This is a genomic window from Chitinophaga caeni (assembly GCF_002557795.1).
Taxonomy (GTDB): domain Bacteria; phylum Bacteroidota; class Bacteroidia; order Chitinophagales; family Chitinophagaceae; genus Chitinophaga; species Chitinophaga caeni.
This window is the reverse complement of record NZ_CP023777.1, coordinates 2548437-2565457: the sequence shown is the minus strand read 5'-3', so window position 1 is coordinate 2565457 and position 17021 is coordinate 2548437. Positions and strand designations below refer to the sequence as shown.

13 protein-coding genes are annotated in these 17021 nt (G+C 44.5%); 6 read left to right on the top strand and 7 right to left on the bottom strand.

The window, feature by feature from the left end:
- Nucleotides 1-26 precede the first annotated feature (26 nt).
- From ilvB to COR50_RS10930, 6 genes are all read right to left on the bottom strand, one after another.
- Entirely contained in the window at nucleotides 27-1772 is a 1746-nt protein-coding gene (ilvB, locus tag COR50_RS10955) for a biosynthetic-type acetolactate synthase large subunit (RefSeq protein ID WP_232516353.1), read from the bottom strand.
- Complete coding sequence (gene ilvD, locus COR50_RS10950; protein WP_098194018.1) at nucleotides 1738-3417, bottom strand: dihydroxy-acid dehydratase; 1680 nt, start codon at nucleotides 3415-3417, stop codon at nucleotides 1738-1740. Before ilvD ends, ilvB begins: the two co-directional genes overlap by 35 nt.
- 172 nt (nucleotides 3418-3589) lie before the next feature.
- Nucleotides 3590-4492 (bottom strand): branched-chain amino acid transaminase, encoded by a 903-nt coding sequence (locus COR50_RS10945; protein WP_098194017.1) that lies wholly within the window; start codon nucleotides 4490-4492, stop codon nucleotides 3590-3592.
- Nucleotides 4493-5072: 580 nt separating this feature from the next.
- The gene (locus COR50_RS10940; protein ID WP_098194016.1) at nucleotides 5073-5534 is read right to left on the bottom strand and encodes a GNAT family N-acetyltransferase; all 462 of its coding nucleotides are present in this window, start codon (nucleotides 5532-5534) and stop codon (nucleotides 5073-5075) included.
- Nucleotides 5535-5651: 117 nt separating this feature from the next.
- Nucleotides 5652-6719, bottom strand: a complete 1068-nt coding sequence (locus tag COR50_RS10935; protein WP_098194015.1) for a phosphotransferase enzyme family protein — start codon at nucleotides 6717-6719, stop codon at nucleotides 5652-5654.
- Between the two features lies 1 nt (nucleotide 6720).
- Complete coding sequence (locus tag COR50_RS10930) at nucleotides 6721-7623, bottom strand: sugar phosphate nucleotidyltransferase (RefSeq protein ID WP_098194014.1); 903 nt, start codon at nucleotides 7621-7623, stop codon at nucleotides 6721-6723.
- Between the two features lie 183 nt (nucleotides 7624-7806).
- On the opposite strand from COR50_RS10930, the gene COR50_RS10925 reads away from it, so the two are divergent.
- From COR50_RS10925 to COR50_RS10910, 4 genes are all read left to right on the top strand, one after another.
- Entirely contained in the window at nucleotides 7807-9144 is a 1338-nt protein-coding gene (locus tag COR50_RS10925) for an alpha-L-fucosidase (RefSeq protein WP_098194013.1), read from the top strand.
- Nucleotides 9145-9223: 79 nt separating this feature from the next.
- Nucleotides 9224-11533: a family 20 glycosylhydrolase gene (locus tag COR50_RS10920; protein WP_098194012.1), complete on the top strand. Its 2310-nt coding sequence runs from the start codon at nucleotides 9224-9226 to the stop codon at nucleotides 11531-11533.
- Nucleotides 11534-11570: 37 nt separating this feature from the next.
- On the top strand, nucleotides 11571-12458 hold the full coding sequence (locus COR50_RS10915) for a 1-aminocyclopropane-1-carboxylate deaminase/D-cysteine desulfhydrase (protein ID WP_098194011.1): 888 nt from the start codon (nucleotides 11571-11573) through the stop codon (nucleotides 12456-12458).
- A gap of 66 nt (nucleotides 12459-12524) precedes the next feature.
- Nucleotides 12525-13238 carry a hypothetical protein gene (locus COR50_RS10910; protein ID WP_098194010.1) on the top strand — a complete coding sequence of 238 codons (714 nt, stop codon included), beginning with the start codon at nucleotides 12525-12527 and terminating at the stop codon, nucleotides 13236-13238.
- A gap of 110 nt (nucleotides 13239-13348) precedes the next feature.
- On the opposite strand, the gene lipB is transcribed toward COR50_RS10910, so the two are convergent.
- The gene (gene lipB / locus COR50_RS10905) at nucleotides 13349-14089 is read right to left on the bottom strand and encodes a lipoyl(octanoyl) transferase LipB (protein WP_098194009.1); all 741 of its coding nucleotides are present in this window, start codon (nucleotides 14087-14089) and stop codon (nucleotides 13349-13351) included.
- 88 nt (nucleotides 14090-14177) lie between these two features.
- Here lipB and COR50_RS10900 point away from each other — a divergent pair, with 88 nt between their 5' ends.
- Both COR50_RS10900 and COR50_RS10895 read left to right on the top strand, forming a co-directional pair.
- The gene (locus tag COR50_RS10900; protein ID WP_098194008.1) at nucleotides 14178-15248 is read left to right on the top strand and encodes an RluA family pseudouridine synthase; all 1071 of its coding nucleotides are present in this window, start codon (nucleotides 14178-14180) and stop codon (nucleotides 15246-15248) included.
- 88 nt (nucleotides 15249-15336) lie between these two features.
- Entirely contained in the window at nucleotides 15337-17019 is a 1683-nt protein-coding gene (locus tag COR50_RS10895; protein ID WP_098194007.1) for a T9SS type B sorting domain-containing protein, read from the top strand.
- Nucleotides 17020-17021 lie beyond the last annotated feature (2 nt).

Here is a 17021-nt window from a genome sequence, read left to right as displayed (position 1 = left end):
TGATGGTACTTAAAAGTTGCCTTGAATTATTGTAAACGGATGGTTGAAATCGGCGCTCCCGCCGCGATCATTGGGAATACGTTATCTTCTTTTTCAACCACTACTTCCAACAGGTAGGCACCATCATGAGAAATCATTTCATCGATAGCTGCAACGATCTCCTCGCGGCTCGTTACTTTTTTACCGGGTATAAAGAAACCCTTCGCGATTTGTACGAAATCCGGGTTGGTCATCTCGGTAGAAGAATACCTCTTATCGAAGAACAATTGCTGCCATTGGCGAACCATTCCCAGGAAGTTATTATTCAGGATCACGATTTTAACACCGATCTGTGTTTGGTAAATCGTGGCCAACTCTTGCAAGGTCATCTGGAAACAACCATCACCGATTACTGCTACCACTTCCTTGTGCGGTGCACCTACCTTTGCGCCCATCGCTGCCGGGAGTGCAAAGCCCATGGTGCCCATACCACCGGAAGTAATATTGGTATTAGGATTCTTAAAACGGTAATACCTAGAGGCAATCATCTGGTGTTGTCCCACATCCGTAACAAGGATTGCTTCCCCGTTGGTACGTTCGGAAATCATGCGAACCACTTCGGCCATTTTCAATTGACCTTCCGTTGGATATAATTCGGGTTGATTAACGATCTCGTCTTCCTGCTTATCCAATTCTTTGAAACTTTGCAACCACTCCGGCCTTACAGCAGGATTAACATGCGGGATCAAAGCTTCCAAAGCAGCTTTAGCATCTGCCAATACAGGGATATCGGCCTTGATGATCTTGTTAATTTCCGCGGCATCGATCTCGATATGGATGACTTTAGCTTGGCTAGCATAAGTTTTAACGTCGCCCGTAACCCGATCATCGAAGCGCATACCAACGGCGATCAATACATCGCATTCATTGGTGTTGATATTAGGGGAATAATTCCCGTGCATGCCGAGGAAACCCATGTACAAGGGGTGATCCACCGGCACCGCAGATAATCCTAACAGGGTCGAAGCGATAGGAATTTGAGCTTTCTCCGCCAGTTCCAATAATGCTTTTTCTGCGCCTGCAATCAACACGCCGTGCCCACAAAGGATGTAAGGGCGTTTGGCCATGTTGATCAAAGTAGCAGCAGCCTCGATGCTCGTAGTATTTAATTCCGGTACCGGCTTATAACTACGGATATAATCGCAAGCTTTATACTCGTATTCAAATTCAGCGAATTGCGCATTTTTAGTGATATCCACTAAAACCGGGCCAGGGCGGCCACTACGTGCGATGTAGAATGCTTTTGCAATCGCGCCGGGAATATCTTCTGCTTTCGTTACCTGTATATTCCATTTAGTGATCGGTGTAGTGATATTGATCACATCGGTTTCCTGGAAAGCATCTGTTCCAAGTAAAGATGCTGCAACTTGCCCGGTGATACAAACCATAGGTGTAGAGTCCATGTAAGCATCAGCGAGACCGGTTACCAAGTTCGTGGCACCGGGACCCGAAGTTGCGAAGACGACCCCAACTTTACCATTACTACGCGCGTAGCCTTGCGCCGCGTGTGTTGCGCCTTGTTCGTGTCTTACCAGGATATGATGCACCTGATCCTGAAAATCATACAATGCATCATAAATAGGCATGATTGCCCCGCCGGGGTAACCAAAGATGGTATCTACCCCTTCCGCTACCAGGGAGCGAATTACCGCCGTGGCGCCGGTAATAGTTTCGAGGTCCGACCGTTTTTCAGACTCATTAGTCTTCATCGGTAACACATCCTTCTGTTGCATCTTTAACTTGTTTAGCGTATTTAAATAAGATTCCTTTCTTTGCTTTTAATGCAGGTTGTTGCCAAGCTGCTTTCCTTTGTGCTAATTCCTCATCGCTGATCATCACGTTGATCGTGTTATTAACGGCATCGAGCTCGATAATATCATCATCTTGCACCAAGGCTATTCCACCACCTTCATACGCTTCCGGAACAATGTGCCCCACCACGAAACCATGCGTACCGCCGGAGAAACGACCATCGGTGATCAAGGCTACGTTTTTACCCAAACCTGCTCCCATGATCGCGGAAGTCGGTTTCAACATTTCCGGCATGCCCGGGGCGCCTTTCGGTCCCACGTAACGGATTACCACTACATCGCCGTTTTTCACACGGCCGGACTGAATACCGGCAATCAACTGTGATTCGCCATCGAATACCCTTGCAGGACCGGAGAACTTTTCTCCTTCTTTCCCCGTGATCTTGGCAACGCTGCCGCGGCTGGCCAGGTTACCGTAAAGAATTTGGATATGCCCCGTTGCTTTCAACGGTTTTTCCAACGGAACGATGATATCTTGCGTATCAAAATTTATCTCATCAACATTAGCTAAATTCTCTGCAATAGTTTTTCCTGTTACAGTCAAACAATCACCATGCAAGAAACCTTTTCTCAACAAGTATTTCATCACTGCGGGCACACCGCCTTTTTTATGCAAATCTGCCATCAGGTATTTACCGGAAGGCTTAAAATCTGCAATTAACGGCGTCCTGTCGCTGATATCTTGGAAGTCCTTCAACGTAAACTCCACATCAACGGATTTGGCAATTGCCAGGAAGTGAAGTACCGCGTTGGTACTACCCCCCAAGGCCATTACCACCGTAATGGCATTTTCAAATGCCTTACGGGTCATGATATCTTTCGGTTTAATGTCTTTCTCTAGTAATAAACGGATGGCCTTACCTGCCGCGATACACTCCGCTCTTTTCTCTTCGCTCAGGGCAGGGTTAGAGGAGCTATAAGGTAAGCTCATTCCCAATGCTTCGATGGCAGAAGACATGGTATTCGCCGTGTACATGCCCCCGCAAGCACCTGCGCCGGGACAAGAGTGTTGCACGATACCTTTAAAATCGCCCTCATCCAGTTGCCCGGCCAATTTCTGTCCCAAGGCTTCGAAGGCAGAAATGATGTTCAAATCCTGGCCTTTGTAGTGTCCCGGGGCGATGGAACCACCGTACACCATGATAGACGGCCTATTCAGGCGCCCCATGGCCATGATCGAACCAGGCATATTCTTATCGCAACCCGGCACGGTAATCAGCGCATCGTAATGTTGCGCGCCGCAAACCGTTTCAATAGAATCTGCAATTACATCGCGGCTAACAAGTGAATAACGCATCCCGTCGGTACCGTTAGGAATGCCATCACTAACACCGATCGTATTGAAAATCAAACCCACTAAATCATTTTCCCAAACGCTTTTCTTCACATCTTTCGCCAAATCGTTTAGGTGCATATTACAGGTATTCCCATCATAGCCCATACTCGCGATACCAACCTGTGCTTTAGCAAGATCTTCATCCGTCAAACCGATGCCGTAAAGCATAGCCTGTGCAGCGGGTTGCGTGGGATCTTGCGTGATTGTCTTGCTGTATTTATTTAATTCCATCTTTAATAGTTATTGCCTGTCAAATTTTAAGTTCGGGATACAAGATCATCTGAAATCATTCAAAAGTCAAACCTTTAATTGGTCGTTTCCCGATGTTCAACTACTTAAAAATCGCGGGATACCGCGCTACAAGCCAATTATAAGGTTCTTGATTTTACGATGTTCAAGTGGTTTAAGCTACCTTGCTTTCGGGTTTGATCGATTGTTCCAACACCTTGGCCTTGTATGCTTGTTGAATAATCCGCCCGAGTGAACCGGTCCAAGATTTTCCGAATGGCTGCCCATCCAACGACTCCCAGCCAACTATTTCCGCGGCTGTACCGCAATAAAACACGGCATCCGCTTGTTTTAGCTCATCGACCGTGAAGAATTTTTCCACGACAGGGATACCCAGTTCATGGCATAATTCAATAACGGTGGCACGGGTAATGCCCGGTAAGATATGCCCCCTTGGCGGTGTATAAAGCCCCCCCTTCTTTTCGAAAAACAGGTTGGCGCCTGGACCTTCCGCAACGAAACCGTTGATATCCAGCAATAAAGCCTCATCGTAACCCTGCCCTTTCGCCTCTTGCGAAGCCAGGATGGAGTTGACATACAAGCCGGAAGACTTGGATTCGATCTGGAAGGATTCCGGGTTTGGCCGCTGGTATGATGAAGTCATCACGCGCAGCAGCTTGTCACCGAGGTAAGCGCCCCAGTTCCAGGCACAAATCATAATGCTGGAGGATGCAGCCGCTTTTAAAGACATATCCGGCGGACAAAATACCAATGGCCTGATGTACGCCCCCGTTAAGCCATTGGCTTCGATAACTTTATAAGTAGCTTCGATCAGTTCCTCATTATTGAAAGGGTAAGGAATGTGAACCAGTTCGCACGAGCGTTTCAAGCGATCGAAGTGTTCTTTCGCTTTGAATATTTTCATGGAACCATCTGCCAGCATATAAGCGCGGATACCTTCAAAAACAGCATAACCATAGTGTAACGATTGGCCGTACAGGTCAATTTTCGCCTCCGACGCTTTTTGAAAAGCGCCATCGAGGTATAGAACAGTGTTCCCGTCGTAATAGCTATACATAAAATGTGAATTAGTAAGCAAAAAAAAACCTTCCCCTGTGGAGGAAGGTTTATATTTCGATGTTTATTGTACACGGTAACCTATCCTCCATAATGGTGGCTAATAATGACAATAATAATCACGACCAGGACACTGCCCCAGTTATGCTTACGCACGAAGTGATTAAATTTTATATTGTCTTTATTTACCCTCATGGGAGAATAGTCGTTGTTATAATGTTCCGATATTGAAACATTGATACAAATGTATTAGCCCTTGCAATAAAAAACAACAGGAATCAGAAACTTTCGATATTTCTCAAGAAACAGGTCCATTTTTTAAATTATTTAAAACACAAGACCCTTTTTTGATAATTTTCTAACAATACAGGTTAATTTATAACCATTTTACAATCCTCTAAAACTCTTTGCAGTAGCGGTTTTGGGGTTAATTTTCAAGAAAATCAGAAAATCACCGATTTCAGATCGTATAAAATAACTATTCCCAGCACCCTATTCAGCAGATAGGATATACGATTTTTGTTATTGCATCCTTTAGAAAAACAAAATATATTACATCAATTATATTTATATCAATATAATTAAATTAATTTCTCCATTTTCAAATTTCTATACGTCATACCGTTTAATTTCACTTCCTGCTCTTGCAAAATTTTGAATTCATTTTTTTCAAAAAAACCTTTGGCAGTAAGGCTTACATCAGCCGTAACAGATTTAAGCGCCAGTTTTTTAGCTATCCCGATCAACTTTTCCAATAACTGTGTAGCCACGGATTCACCTTGATGATGACAAGCGGTATACATCAAATCGATACAACCCTTCATATCAATACTTGCTACACCAATTAACTCGTTATCCCCTTCGGCAACGAAGAAAAATTGCTTCCCGATACGGTTCGCCATTTTCTGTTCATCCCCGGTTGATTCGCTCCAAATTTTAACTTGTTCCGCTGAATAATCTTTAATATTCACCTTTAAAATTGTTTCCTGGCATAGGGAAATGATAGCGCCAAGGTCGCGTTGCGTGGCTTTACGTATATACATAATATGCAATATAAGGAAGAAAGCTGGCAATTTTATCCCCCCGGCATTAAATTCAAGCCATAAAAAAAGCTACCAAACAAAGTTTGATAGCTTTTTAATAAGGTTATAACGAGTAGCTTACGATAAGTATTTATCTATAATAGATTGCAATTTTCCTTCTTTTGCTACCAAGGCTTGCAACAAAGTCAATTGGTTCTTGGCCCTATCGTAATTATGTTCGGCATATTTAATCGGGTAATAAATATCCCCGTTGAGGTAATCGGTCAGGAAGCGGATACCCTGCATATAAATCATGAACTTACCGGCATAGAAAAGGTGATCTTTTTCAATTTGGCTTAATGTTGCTCCTACTTCTTCCAGGTAACCTTTCATCAATGCTTCGAAATACTCATCGCGAACGGTAATCAGGCTAAAATCACGCTCTTCCTCGGAAACGGGGCAAACGTAAGTTCTCACCATATCACCGAGATCGGAGATGATTTTACCCGGCATCAAGGTATCCAGGTCGCAAACGCATACACCTTTGAAAGTATCCTTATCCAGTAACACGTTATTGATCTTGGTATCATGATGCATTACCCTGTCTTTGAAATCGCGGTGCGTCTTTAATTTCTCGAAAGTGATCGCGATATCGCTGTAATCCAGGAAGCTTCGAATGAGCTCTTCCGCTGCATTGCGGCGTTCTTCCTTGGCTGCCGGGATGGCATCTTGGAAAGCGGCATAGCGAAGGGTCAGGTTATGGAAATTGGGGATCGTTGCTTTGAACGGTCGCATATCGATACCGTCCAGCAAGCGGGCCAATTTACCGAATTGCTTGGCTGCTTCGTAAGCCTGGGTTGTATTGTCGGCTTGATCTACCGTAATAGAATTGGCTATAAAAGGAATTAAACGCCAGTATTCACCCTCGAATTCAAACAGTTCCTTGCCGGAAGTTGTCGGGATGGGGGTAATAAATAAATACTCCGGGTCTTTGGCAGCGAGATAATCTGCTGCCATGCGCTGGTTCGTGGCAATCACCCAGGGTTCTTTAAATACGTTGGTGTTAATTCTCTGTAGTACATATTTCGCATCATCATGTTTACCGGTGAGTAAAAACGTGTTGTTAATATGTCCCGATCCAAATTTCTTAGTTTCAAAATTGGCCGCATCTAATCCAAATGCGGCTATAATGGCGCTATTCAACATCTTACTTCCAAAGATTATCCGGGTATTCTCCTTTATTTACTAATGCTGTTAATGACTGCTGCACCCCTGGAGCATCTTCCTTGTAAGTTACACCGAACCATTGTGAGCTGGTCGGGATCACGTTTACAACGCCCTGTTTGCCGGAGATATATTGATCTACAACGATCGGGATAAAGAATTCTGATTTCGGTTTGCTGATATTTTCGCTTAAGAAAGCATCGAACATTTTTTCTGAAACTTCAAATACAGAAGGGTCGAATCCCCAGAAATTCATGGATACCGGGGTATCGGCAGATAATTCTTGCTTGGAACCATCGGCATCTTCGAACTCGATTTTGCCACCGGTCAAGGTGATTTTAGTGCGCTCCACGATGGAAGCCAAGTTACCGGCAGCATCTACCTGGCAAACGCCGCGGGATACAGATCCGTAAGTACTCACCGTTTTACCCAGTTGATAACCTACCACGCTGTATGTTTCAGGGTTGCATTTCTCTTTCAGGAAAGTAGCCATCTTTTCAAAAGCATCCCTACCGTAGAAATCATCCGCGTTAATTACCGCAAACGGCGTGTCAATCGCATCCTTCGCACATAATACGGCATGGGCAGTACCCCATGGCTTGGTCCTGTCGGCAGGAATTTGATGATCACCGATGAAAGCATCCATCTCTTGATATACATAAGCCGTTTCTACTTTACCCTTCAGCTTGGGTTCGAAGATATCTTTGAACTCCTGGGCAAAGTTTTCACGGATAATAAAAACGATTTTTCCGAAACCACTCCTGATGGCATCATAAATAGAGTAATCGATAATGGTTTCACCACTTGGGCCAAACTGTTGAATTTGCTTCAAACTGCCGTAACGACTTGCCATTCCGGCGGCTAAAATCAATAACGTTGGTTGCATTTGTTGATATTAGTTTTTATTGTTTCACTCGAATTTATTTCTTGGGGCATATACCTTCATGCTGATTTAACTTGGCAACATATTAGATAAACACCGAATATCGGGGGCTAAAATTAATCATTAATATTTTCCCACCCTCATTTTTTTGATGATATTCAATTTTTTATTCTATAATATCGCGAAATGAAAAGAATATTCGTATTAGGATGCCTACTCATGTGTGCCCTGATGCATGCCAATAGCCAACAAAAGACGGATCCGAAGGAAATCGAAGCCAAAATGCAATGGTTTGCCGATGCCAAATTGGGAATTTTTATCCATTATGGTATTTACGCCGTCAACGGGATCGATGAATCCTGGAGTTTTCATAACAAGAAAATCAGCTACCCCGATTATATGAAACAACTGGATGGGTTCACCGCTTCGCATTACGATCCCGAAGCATGGGCCGAGCTCATCCGCGAATCCGGCGCCAGGTACGCCGTTATTACTACCAAGCATCACGATGGTGTGGCTCTCTGGAATACGAAGCTTTCCGATTTAAATACAGTGAAGAAAACCCCGGCCAAAAGGGACCTGGTTACTCCATTATTCAAGGCTTTACGTAAAAACAATATCAAGGCCGGCGCTTATTTCTCCTTATTAGACTGGAGCCGTGATGATTATCCCGGGTTCCTGAAAGATAGTAGCCGCTATAAAATTAAAGAGCAACCCGATCGTTGGAAACATTTCCAAAACTTCCTAATGGGGCAATTATCTGAGCTGTCTACTCAATTCAACCCGGACCTGTGGTGGTTTGACGGGGATTGGGAACACAGCGCGGAAGAATGGAACGCGCAAGGCATCCGCCAACTTTTAACTAAAAACAATCCGAATACTATTATTAACGGCCGCTTGCAAGGTTATGGTGATTACGATACGCCGGAGCAAAACTTCCCGGTGGTCAGGCCGCATTTCCATTGGTGGGAATTATGTATGACGATTAATAATAACTGGGGATACCAACCGCAGGATACAAACTGGAAAACACCTTATGAAATCATCACTATTTTCGCAGATGCGATCAGCAACGGCGGAAATATGCTACTGGATATAGGCCCGATGCAAGATGGTACAATTCCACCGCAACAGGTGCACGTATTAAAAGAGCTGGGCAAATGGAACAAAAAACATGCAGAGGCCATTTTCGGTACGGTAGCAGGTCTGCCGCAAGGTCATTTTTACGGCCCCAGCACCTTGTCCAAAGATTCTACGAGTTTATACCTGTTCCTTGCTGGCAACGTGAGCGGCCCGGTCATGATCAAGGGGTTGGATAACAAGATTGAAGATATTACGGTGCTCGGGGGAAGCAACCGCCACCTGTCGCATAAAATCGTTGGTAAAATATCTTGGAGTCCTGTACCCGGTCTCGTTTATATTAATGTGCCGAAAGATGTCCAGGATGAATATATGACCGTACTTAAAGTGAAGCTGGACAAACCGGTTAAATTATACCGGGGTAAAGGTGGACTTAACGGCTAAGGCAAATAAATAAATAAGAACAATATAGCATTCACGAGTTTTAACCTGAAACTGTCAACTAGATTAGAAGTCATTCCATATGAAAAAATTAGTTTTATTCACATTATCCACGTTGCTATGCGTTAGTGCATTTTCGCAAAGGAAAAGATATTACAAGAAAAGACCGACGCCCCAGGTGGCTTCGGCTCCTATATTGCCTGAACCGGCTGAAATGAAAGTGTTACCCGGTAGTTTCACCTTGACGCCGCTCATTAAAGTGTACACGCAAGGAGAAGCCGCCGAAAAAACCTTGGAACTATTAAATCTCTTCCTGGATGAGAATTATGGATTCCGCTTGGAAAACAAGGCAGCTTCCGCCAATGAAACGCATTCTATTGCTTTGATTGAAGATGATTCCTACCCGGAACCGGAAGGTTATCAATTGACAATTGCTAATAATAAAATATTAATCAAAGGACAAGGGGCGGGTTTGTTCTATGGACTGCAAACTTTCAATCGCTTGTTACCCTTGGAACATATCCAGAAATTGGTGATCCGCAACGTGCAGATCAATGATAAGCCAAGGTTTGCGTACCGCGGTTTGATGCTCGACGTGTGCAGGCATTTTATGCCGATGACCTACGTGAAGAAGTATATCGATATCATGTCGCAATACAAGTTCAACCGTTTTCATTTCCATTTGACCGATGACCAGGGTTGGAGGGTAGAAATAAAAAAATACCCCAGGTTGCAAAGCATCGCTTCATCTAGGAAAGAAACCTTGGTTGGGCGCTTGGGACAAAGCAGCCAATATGATGGGAAAGAACATGCCGGATATTACACGCAGGCAGAATTGAGAGACCTCGTAAAATATGCAGAAGATAGACATGTTACCATTATTCCGGAAATCGAGATGCCGGGTCATGCATTGGCGGCATTGGCTGCTTATCCATATTTAGGTTGCACCGGTGGGCCTTACGAAGTGGGCGAAAAATGGGGTGTATTCAAAGATGTTTATTGTGCCGGGAATGATTCCGTATTCTTATTTCTTCAAGATGTACTCGATGAAGTTATTCAAATCTTCCCCGGCAAATATATCCATATCGGGGGCGATGAATGCCCCAAGGATCGTTGGAAAGAATGCCCCAAATGTCAAAAACGTATCAAGGATTTACATCTTAAAAATGAACATGACCTGCAAAGTTATTTCATCACCCGGATGGAGAAATATTTAAATAGTAAAGGTCGTCAAATCATTGGCTGGGATGAGATACTCGAAGGCGGACTGGCTCCAAACGCAACCGTGATGAGCTGGAGGGGAGAACAGGGCGGCATCGAAGCAGCCAAACAGAAACATGATGTCATCATGACGCCCAACCAATATTTATACCTCGATTATTACCAGGGCGACCCGGCTACGGAACCGTATTTAAATATCGGGGGCAACCTGCCTTTAAGCAAAGTATATAACTATGAACCGCTGCCGGCAGAACTGACCGCGGAAGAGAAAAAATATATCAAGGGAGTTCAAGCCAATGTTTGGACGGAATATATTCCGAATGGTACCGTGGCTGATTATATGACTTACCCGAGGGCCCTGGCTGTTGCTGAAATTGCCTGGTCTCCCGCCGCCAAAAAAGATTACGGTGAATTCCTGAAAAAGCTGGAAAATGCCTTGTTCCGCCTGGATCAGCATTACGTGAACTTCCGCGTGCCGGAACCCGTTGGCTTAGAGGATGTTGTTACCACGCAAAATGCTGTTCGCGTGAGCTTAAAGCCACCTGTTAAAAGTTCCATTATCCGTTATACACTCGATGGTAGCGAACCTACCAATAGCAGTCCCTTATATACGGCTCCTTTTAATATCCAGCTTCCCGATGGCAGTACCAAAACCTTGAAGTGCGTGGTTATGCTGCCTTCCGGAAGGAAAAGTAAGGTATTCACAGCTACTTATACCCACAAATCTTACCTGGCGGCAACTCCAGCAGTTCCTAAAGGACAGGGATTATCGTATAAAACGGTTAATCAAAGGCTTGATATTAAGTCCCCTATCCCTTCAGCAAATGCTCAAAGCGGTATCGCTAACGATATTGATATAAATAAATTCAGTGTAAACAGCCCTTTCACCGTTGAATATTCAGGTTACCTGCAAATTCCAGCGGATGGACTATACGAATGTAGCCTTAGCAGCGATGATGGCTCTGTAATGTATATCGGTGACGAACTCGTGGTTGATAACGATGGAGAACACGGCGCAGTATTAAAAAAATCAAGCATCCCTTTAAGGAAAGGCTACCATAAATTCGTGATACGCTATTTCGATCTCGGGGGCGGGAAATCGCTCCAAGCCAAAATAGGCATTCAAGGGAAAACCGCCTTGGGTCTATCCAAGATGGTTTTTCACGATTAATATCGAATGGCTAAATTTGTCCGAACGGAAAGTTCGAATGAAGTTAAATAATTCCATACCGGTACAATATTTCAACACAGCATGGCTGCCAGGTTCCATCCGGGCAGCCATGCTGCGTTTAGATCTTATTCACCCGGCCATACAGGGAAATAAATGGTTCAAGCTCAAGCATCACCTGGCACTTTTCCAGCAGGGGAATTATCAGCAACTAATCACTTTCGGCGGTGCGTATTCCAACCATATTGCCGCGACGGCAGCTGCTTGCAGGGAAATGGGCATCCCTACTGCCGGCATCATCCGCGGGGAAGAGCCAAAGACCTGGAGCCACACCTTGCAAGAAGCCCGTCAAGCAGGTATGCAATTACATTTTATCGATAGACATCGTTACAGGGAAAAAATGCATATCGATTGGCTGGAACAATTTCCAAACAGTTATATCGTTCCAGAAGGAGGGCATCACCCCCTGGGGGCGGCAGGCTGCGAAGAAATCTTGTCAATAGAACAACTGGATAACTTCAGCCACATCACCTGCCCCGTAGGTACCGGCACCACCTTGGCCGGGCTGATCAACGCTTCGCTGCCCGGGCAATATACCTGGGGGTATTCCGCTTTAAAAAATGCGGTAAGTTTAGACAATGATGTAAAAAGTTTGTTAAAAGTACCCAGCCGGGGAAATTGGCAGATATTTCACGGTGTAAGTCAAGGTGGTTACGGGAAAACAAACCATGAATTATTTCAATTTATGAATGATTTTTATACGGAAACCGGTATCCCGACGGATATGATTTACACTGGAAAAATGTTGATGGCTATCCGTGATCAAGCCATGAGCGGACTTTTCCCTGCGGGATCAAGTGTATTAATCATACATACCGGCGGCTTACAGGGAAACCGATCCTTACCCGGCGGCAGTTTAATCTTTTAAGCTAGTTTATTATTTTTGGCGGCAACAATGTATTTTTGCCACCTTTAAGTGTTCTTGGATAGAAATATGAAGCAATTAGTACGTTTTTGTGTTGCAGCCCTCCTGTTTATTTTGGTATCTACCGGGTTGCGGGCACAAGAATATATGCCACCGGTATTACCCAAATTTTCGGCAGTCATCAAGACCGGGAAAATCCAGTTGGAATGGATAAGCGGGTTTAAAGGGATACAACAAATCGGGATTCAACGCTCACTCGACAGCGTGATCAACTTCAGCACCGTCGGTTATGCCAGTTCTCCTGCTGCGATCAGGAACGCATACCTCGATAATAAACCTTTACCCGGTAGGAATTTCTACCGGCTGTTTATTTTATTCGGCAATGGCAAATACATGTATTCGGATGTACAGGAAGCCTTGCCGGATTCAACCATCCGCGGTGATGCTAAGCTTACGGCACAGGAGATCAGGGAAATCTCCAAGGATGAGAACGGCTCGAAAGAGCCAGAAAGGATTCCTTGGAAACCATCAAATTATATTTACACTACCGCCGATGGCAACGTGAATATTAAATTGCCGGATGCTCCCAAGCAAAGGTTCAGGGTACGTTTTTATGAACAAACCGGGGAATTTTTGTTTGAAATAAAAGAGATAAAAGAGCCTTTCCTAATTCTCGAAAAGGGAATTTTCTTGCATTCCGGTTGGTTTAAGTTCGAAATATTCAAAGGGAGCTCCCTGATGGAAAGGTGGAATTTCTTTATTCCGCTGAATTACCGATCATAAGATTCGTGATAAAAAAATGGGGTGTATTAAGATTTAACTTATGACACCCCATTTTTTTACTGCTATTATCAAATACCCAGGCTTATCTTTTCAAGCGGTAGCGGACGAACTTATCCCATGGGCATTTCATCCTTTACCTGCACCTCAAATACTTGTTGGAAAGCTTCCCGGATCAGCCCCTTTACTTCGTCCATATCCACGCTGCGACCAAGCTCTTGTTCCAGGGAAGTTACTTTCTTATCAACGATGCCGCAAGGAACGATATAGTTAAAATAGTTCATATCCGTATTTACATTCAATGCAAAGCCATGCATCGTTACCCAGCGGCTGCAACGAACGCCCATCGCGCAAATTTTCCGGGCTTTGGCCGGGTCATGAGGATCAAGCCAAACACCCGTTTCGCCCTTCGAACGGTCTCCCTTAATATTGTAATGCGCCAATACCTTGATAATAACCTCCTCGATATTCCGCAGATATTTACCGATATCAGTATAAAATTGTTCTAAATCCAAGATGGGATAGCCAACAATTTGTCCTTCGCCGTGGAAGGTGATATCACCACCGCGGTTCGTATGAACAAATTGAATCCCCCTTTCCTGCAATTGCTGGTTATTGATCAATAAGTTTTCCAAATGGCCGCTTTTACCAAGGGTATAAACGGGGGAATGTTCGCAGAAAAGCAGGTGGTGCCGCGTATTTAAACCGGTGTGATTCCCCTCGCCGGCATCACGAACCTGTTTCTTAACCGCGAGGTTTTGCTGTAATAACTGTTCTTGCAGATCCCAAGCATCCTGGTAATCAATCTTCCCAAGATCTTTCAACCACACTTGTTGCACTTCCGGTTGTTTCATGCTGCAAAATTATCAATCATTTTCCATATATCGAACGAATGTACCCGATCCGCTTACGTTTTCGTACCTTTGCAAAAATTTTTCATACATGAACGAAGAATTGCTGGATTTGGATGACGAACTGGAGAATGGCGATGGCAGTGAGGAACTGTTTGAGCGGATCAATATGACGGTAGATAAAGGTCAAGAACCTTTACGTATCGATAAATTCCTCATGCAACGTATTGAAGGTGCGACCCGCAATAAAATCCAGCAAGCCATCGAAAATGGCCATGTACTCGTGAATGACAAAGCTGTCAAATCAAATTATAAAATAAAGCCATCCGATAAAATCATCGTTTTTTCAAGTAAAAATCCTGAGAATAACGAGGTTTTACCTGAAAATATACCCTTGAGCATCGTTTATGAAGATGATGACCTGATGGTAATCGATAAACCCGCCGGGATGGTAGTTCATCCGGGTTGTGGTAACTATTCGGGAACGCTGGTAAACGGTTTGGCTTATTACCTGGCAGAAGATAAAGACAACCTTACCGAGCCGGTATTAACACGTATGGGATTGGTGCACCGGATCGACAAAAATACAAGCGGCTTGCTCGTTATCGGTAAAAATGAACAAACCCTGAACCTACTCGCCAAGCAATTTGCGGATCATACCGTGCAAAGACGCTATGTAGCCCTTGCCTGGGGCGACTTCGAAGAAGAGGAAGGCACCATTACCGGGCATGTTGGGCGTCACCAGCGCTTCCGCAAAATCATGGATGTTTACCCCGAAGGCGATTACGGGAAGGAAGCAATCACCCACTACAAGGTTTTAGAGCGGTTTAACTACGTTACCTTGATCGAATGCCGGCTGGAAACCGGTAGAACACATCAAATCAGGGTGCATATGCAGCACGTGGGACATTCATTATTCAATGATGATACTTACGGTGGTAACCGCATCGTGAAAGGAACCGTTTTTGCTAAGTACAAGCAATTTGTAGATAATTGCTTCGAAATCATGCCCAGGCATGCACTTCATGCCAGGACGCTCGGGTTTGTTCACCCAACCACCGGCAAAGAAATGCACTTCGAAAGCCCGATGCCTGAAGATTTCAGCTCGGTCATCGAAAAATGGCGCCGCTATATGGGCTGGAGAAACGGGGAAGAATCATAACTATTTGCGGAGGTAAGACCACCAAATTTCAGTTTATAGTTTTTGCATATAAATTTTTCTATTAATTTAGTGCTCTACCATACTATTCATGAAAAGCCTTCGCCAATATACATGCGCTATCTTATTAGTATTAGCCACTATTTCTTTCCTGGTAGCCTATACGCATCCCGCAAAGAGATCACTACTTTGGGCGCCTGCCCCGTTTTCATACAGCACAACCTGCCTCGGCGATACGGTATTCTTCAGGATCGATGCCGATACCAGTTTAATAGACTCGGTAAGATGGACTTTTGGAGATCCCGCTTCAGGGTTATTCGACACTTCGTATAGCAAGGAAAAGCCTTGGCATATTTATACGAACCCCCAAGTTTACACTGTTCAACTAATAACTTATTCAAATAATATTGCCGACACAAGTACACAGTTCATCAGGGCGGTAACACCGACCCCATCCCCCTTCGGGGAAGATACTACGCTCTGCGTAGATTCAACGCTGGTATTGTACGCCCCTAACATTCCCGGCGCTAGCTTTATGTGGCAGGATAGTACGATGCTAGATTCACTTATTGTTGATACAACCGGGACCTATAAACTAACTGTTGACGGCTGCCAAATAAAAGATAGTATCAATGTTTTTTACACCCCGATGCCGAGTATCGAACTAGGGCAAGACCTGGTATTGTGCACAGGGGAAGTTATCATGTTGGACGCCACCGCTCAGAATACGGAATATTTATGGAGTACCGGGGAAACATCCCCTACAATTACCGCTTCCGCTACAGGACAATATTGGGTTGAAGCTAATGCTAAAGGTTGCGGAATTTTCAGGGACACGATAAATGTACAGATTACGGGACCAGAGCACCCTTTTTCAGCAGGAACGGATTCTTTACTCTGTGCAGGCGAAACGATTGTTCTGAACGCCAGCGATCCGGCTGCCACGGGGTACCGTTGGAGTACCGGGGCGAGAACACCGAGTATAAACGTTAGCAGCCGCGGTGATTACTGGGTATTTGTTAACATTAATAATATTTGCGAGGTTGTAGATACCGTGAGTATCAACTATAATTCATTGGGCGTAGTTGACCTGGGAAATGACACTACTATATGCACCGGTGAGTTCCTGGTTCTAACTGCGGATTATGGCACGGGGCAATATACTTGGCAAGACGGCTCAACGCAAGCTACGTTTTACGTGGATTCTGCCGGGACCTACTATGTTCATGCGCAAATCGGCCGATGCGAAAGCACGGATTCGATCAACGTGATGTATAACGATACCTTGCGCGTTAACCTGGGACCAGACAGCACGATATGCAGCAGTGATATTTTTTACCTTCAGCCTAATGGCGCCGGATTAGATTATAAATGGCAAGACAGTTCCTCCGTTCCGCAATTCCTGGTTACGCAACCCGGCATTTATGCCATTGTTGCGCAAAACGTTTGCGGCAGGGCAACAGATTCCATCATGATACAAATTGAAGACTGTGGCTGCGAAGTATATTTCCCCTCGGCATTCTCACCCAACGGCGATGGCATAAATGATTTTTTCAGACCGAGGGTAAGATGCAGCCTGGGCGAATACAGGTTAAGCATCTTTGACCGCTGGGGTAATTTATTTTTCTATACTAGTCAAGCCGGCATCGGTTGGAATGGAAAATTCAAAAATGATGACGCACCCATCGGCACTTACACCTTCATGGTACAATATACTGACGACATCACTCAAAAAGTATATCAAAAATCCGGCAGCATCACCCTCATCCGCTAAAG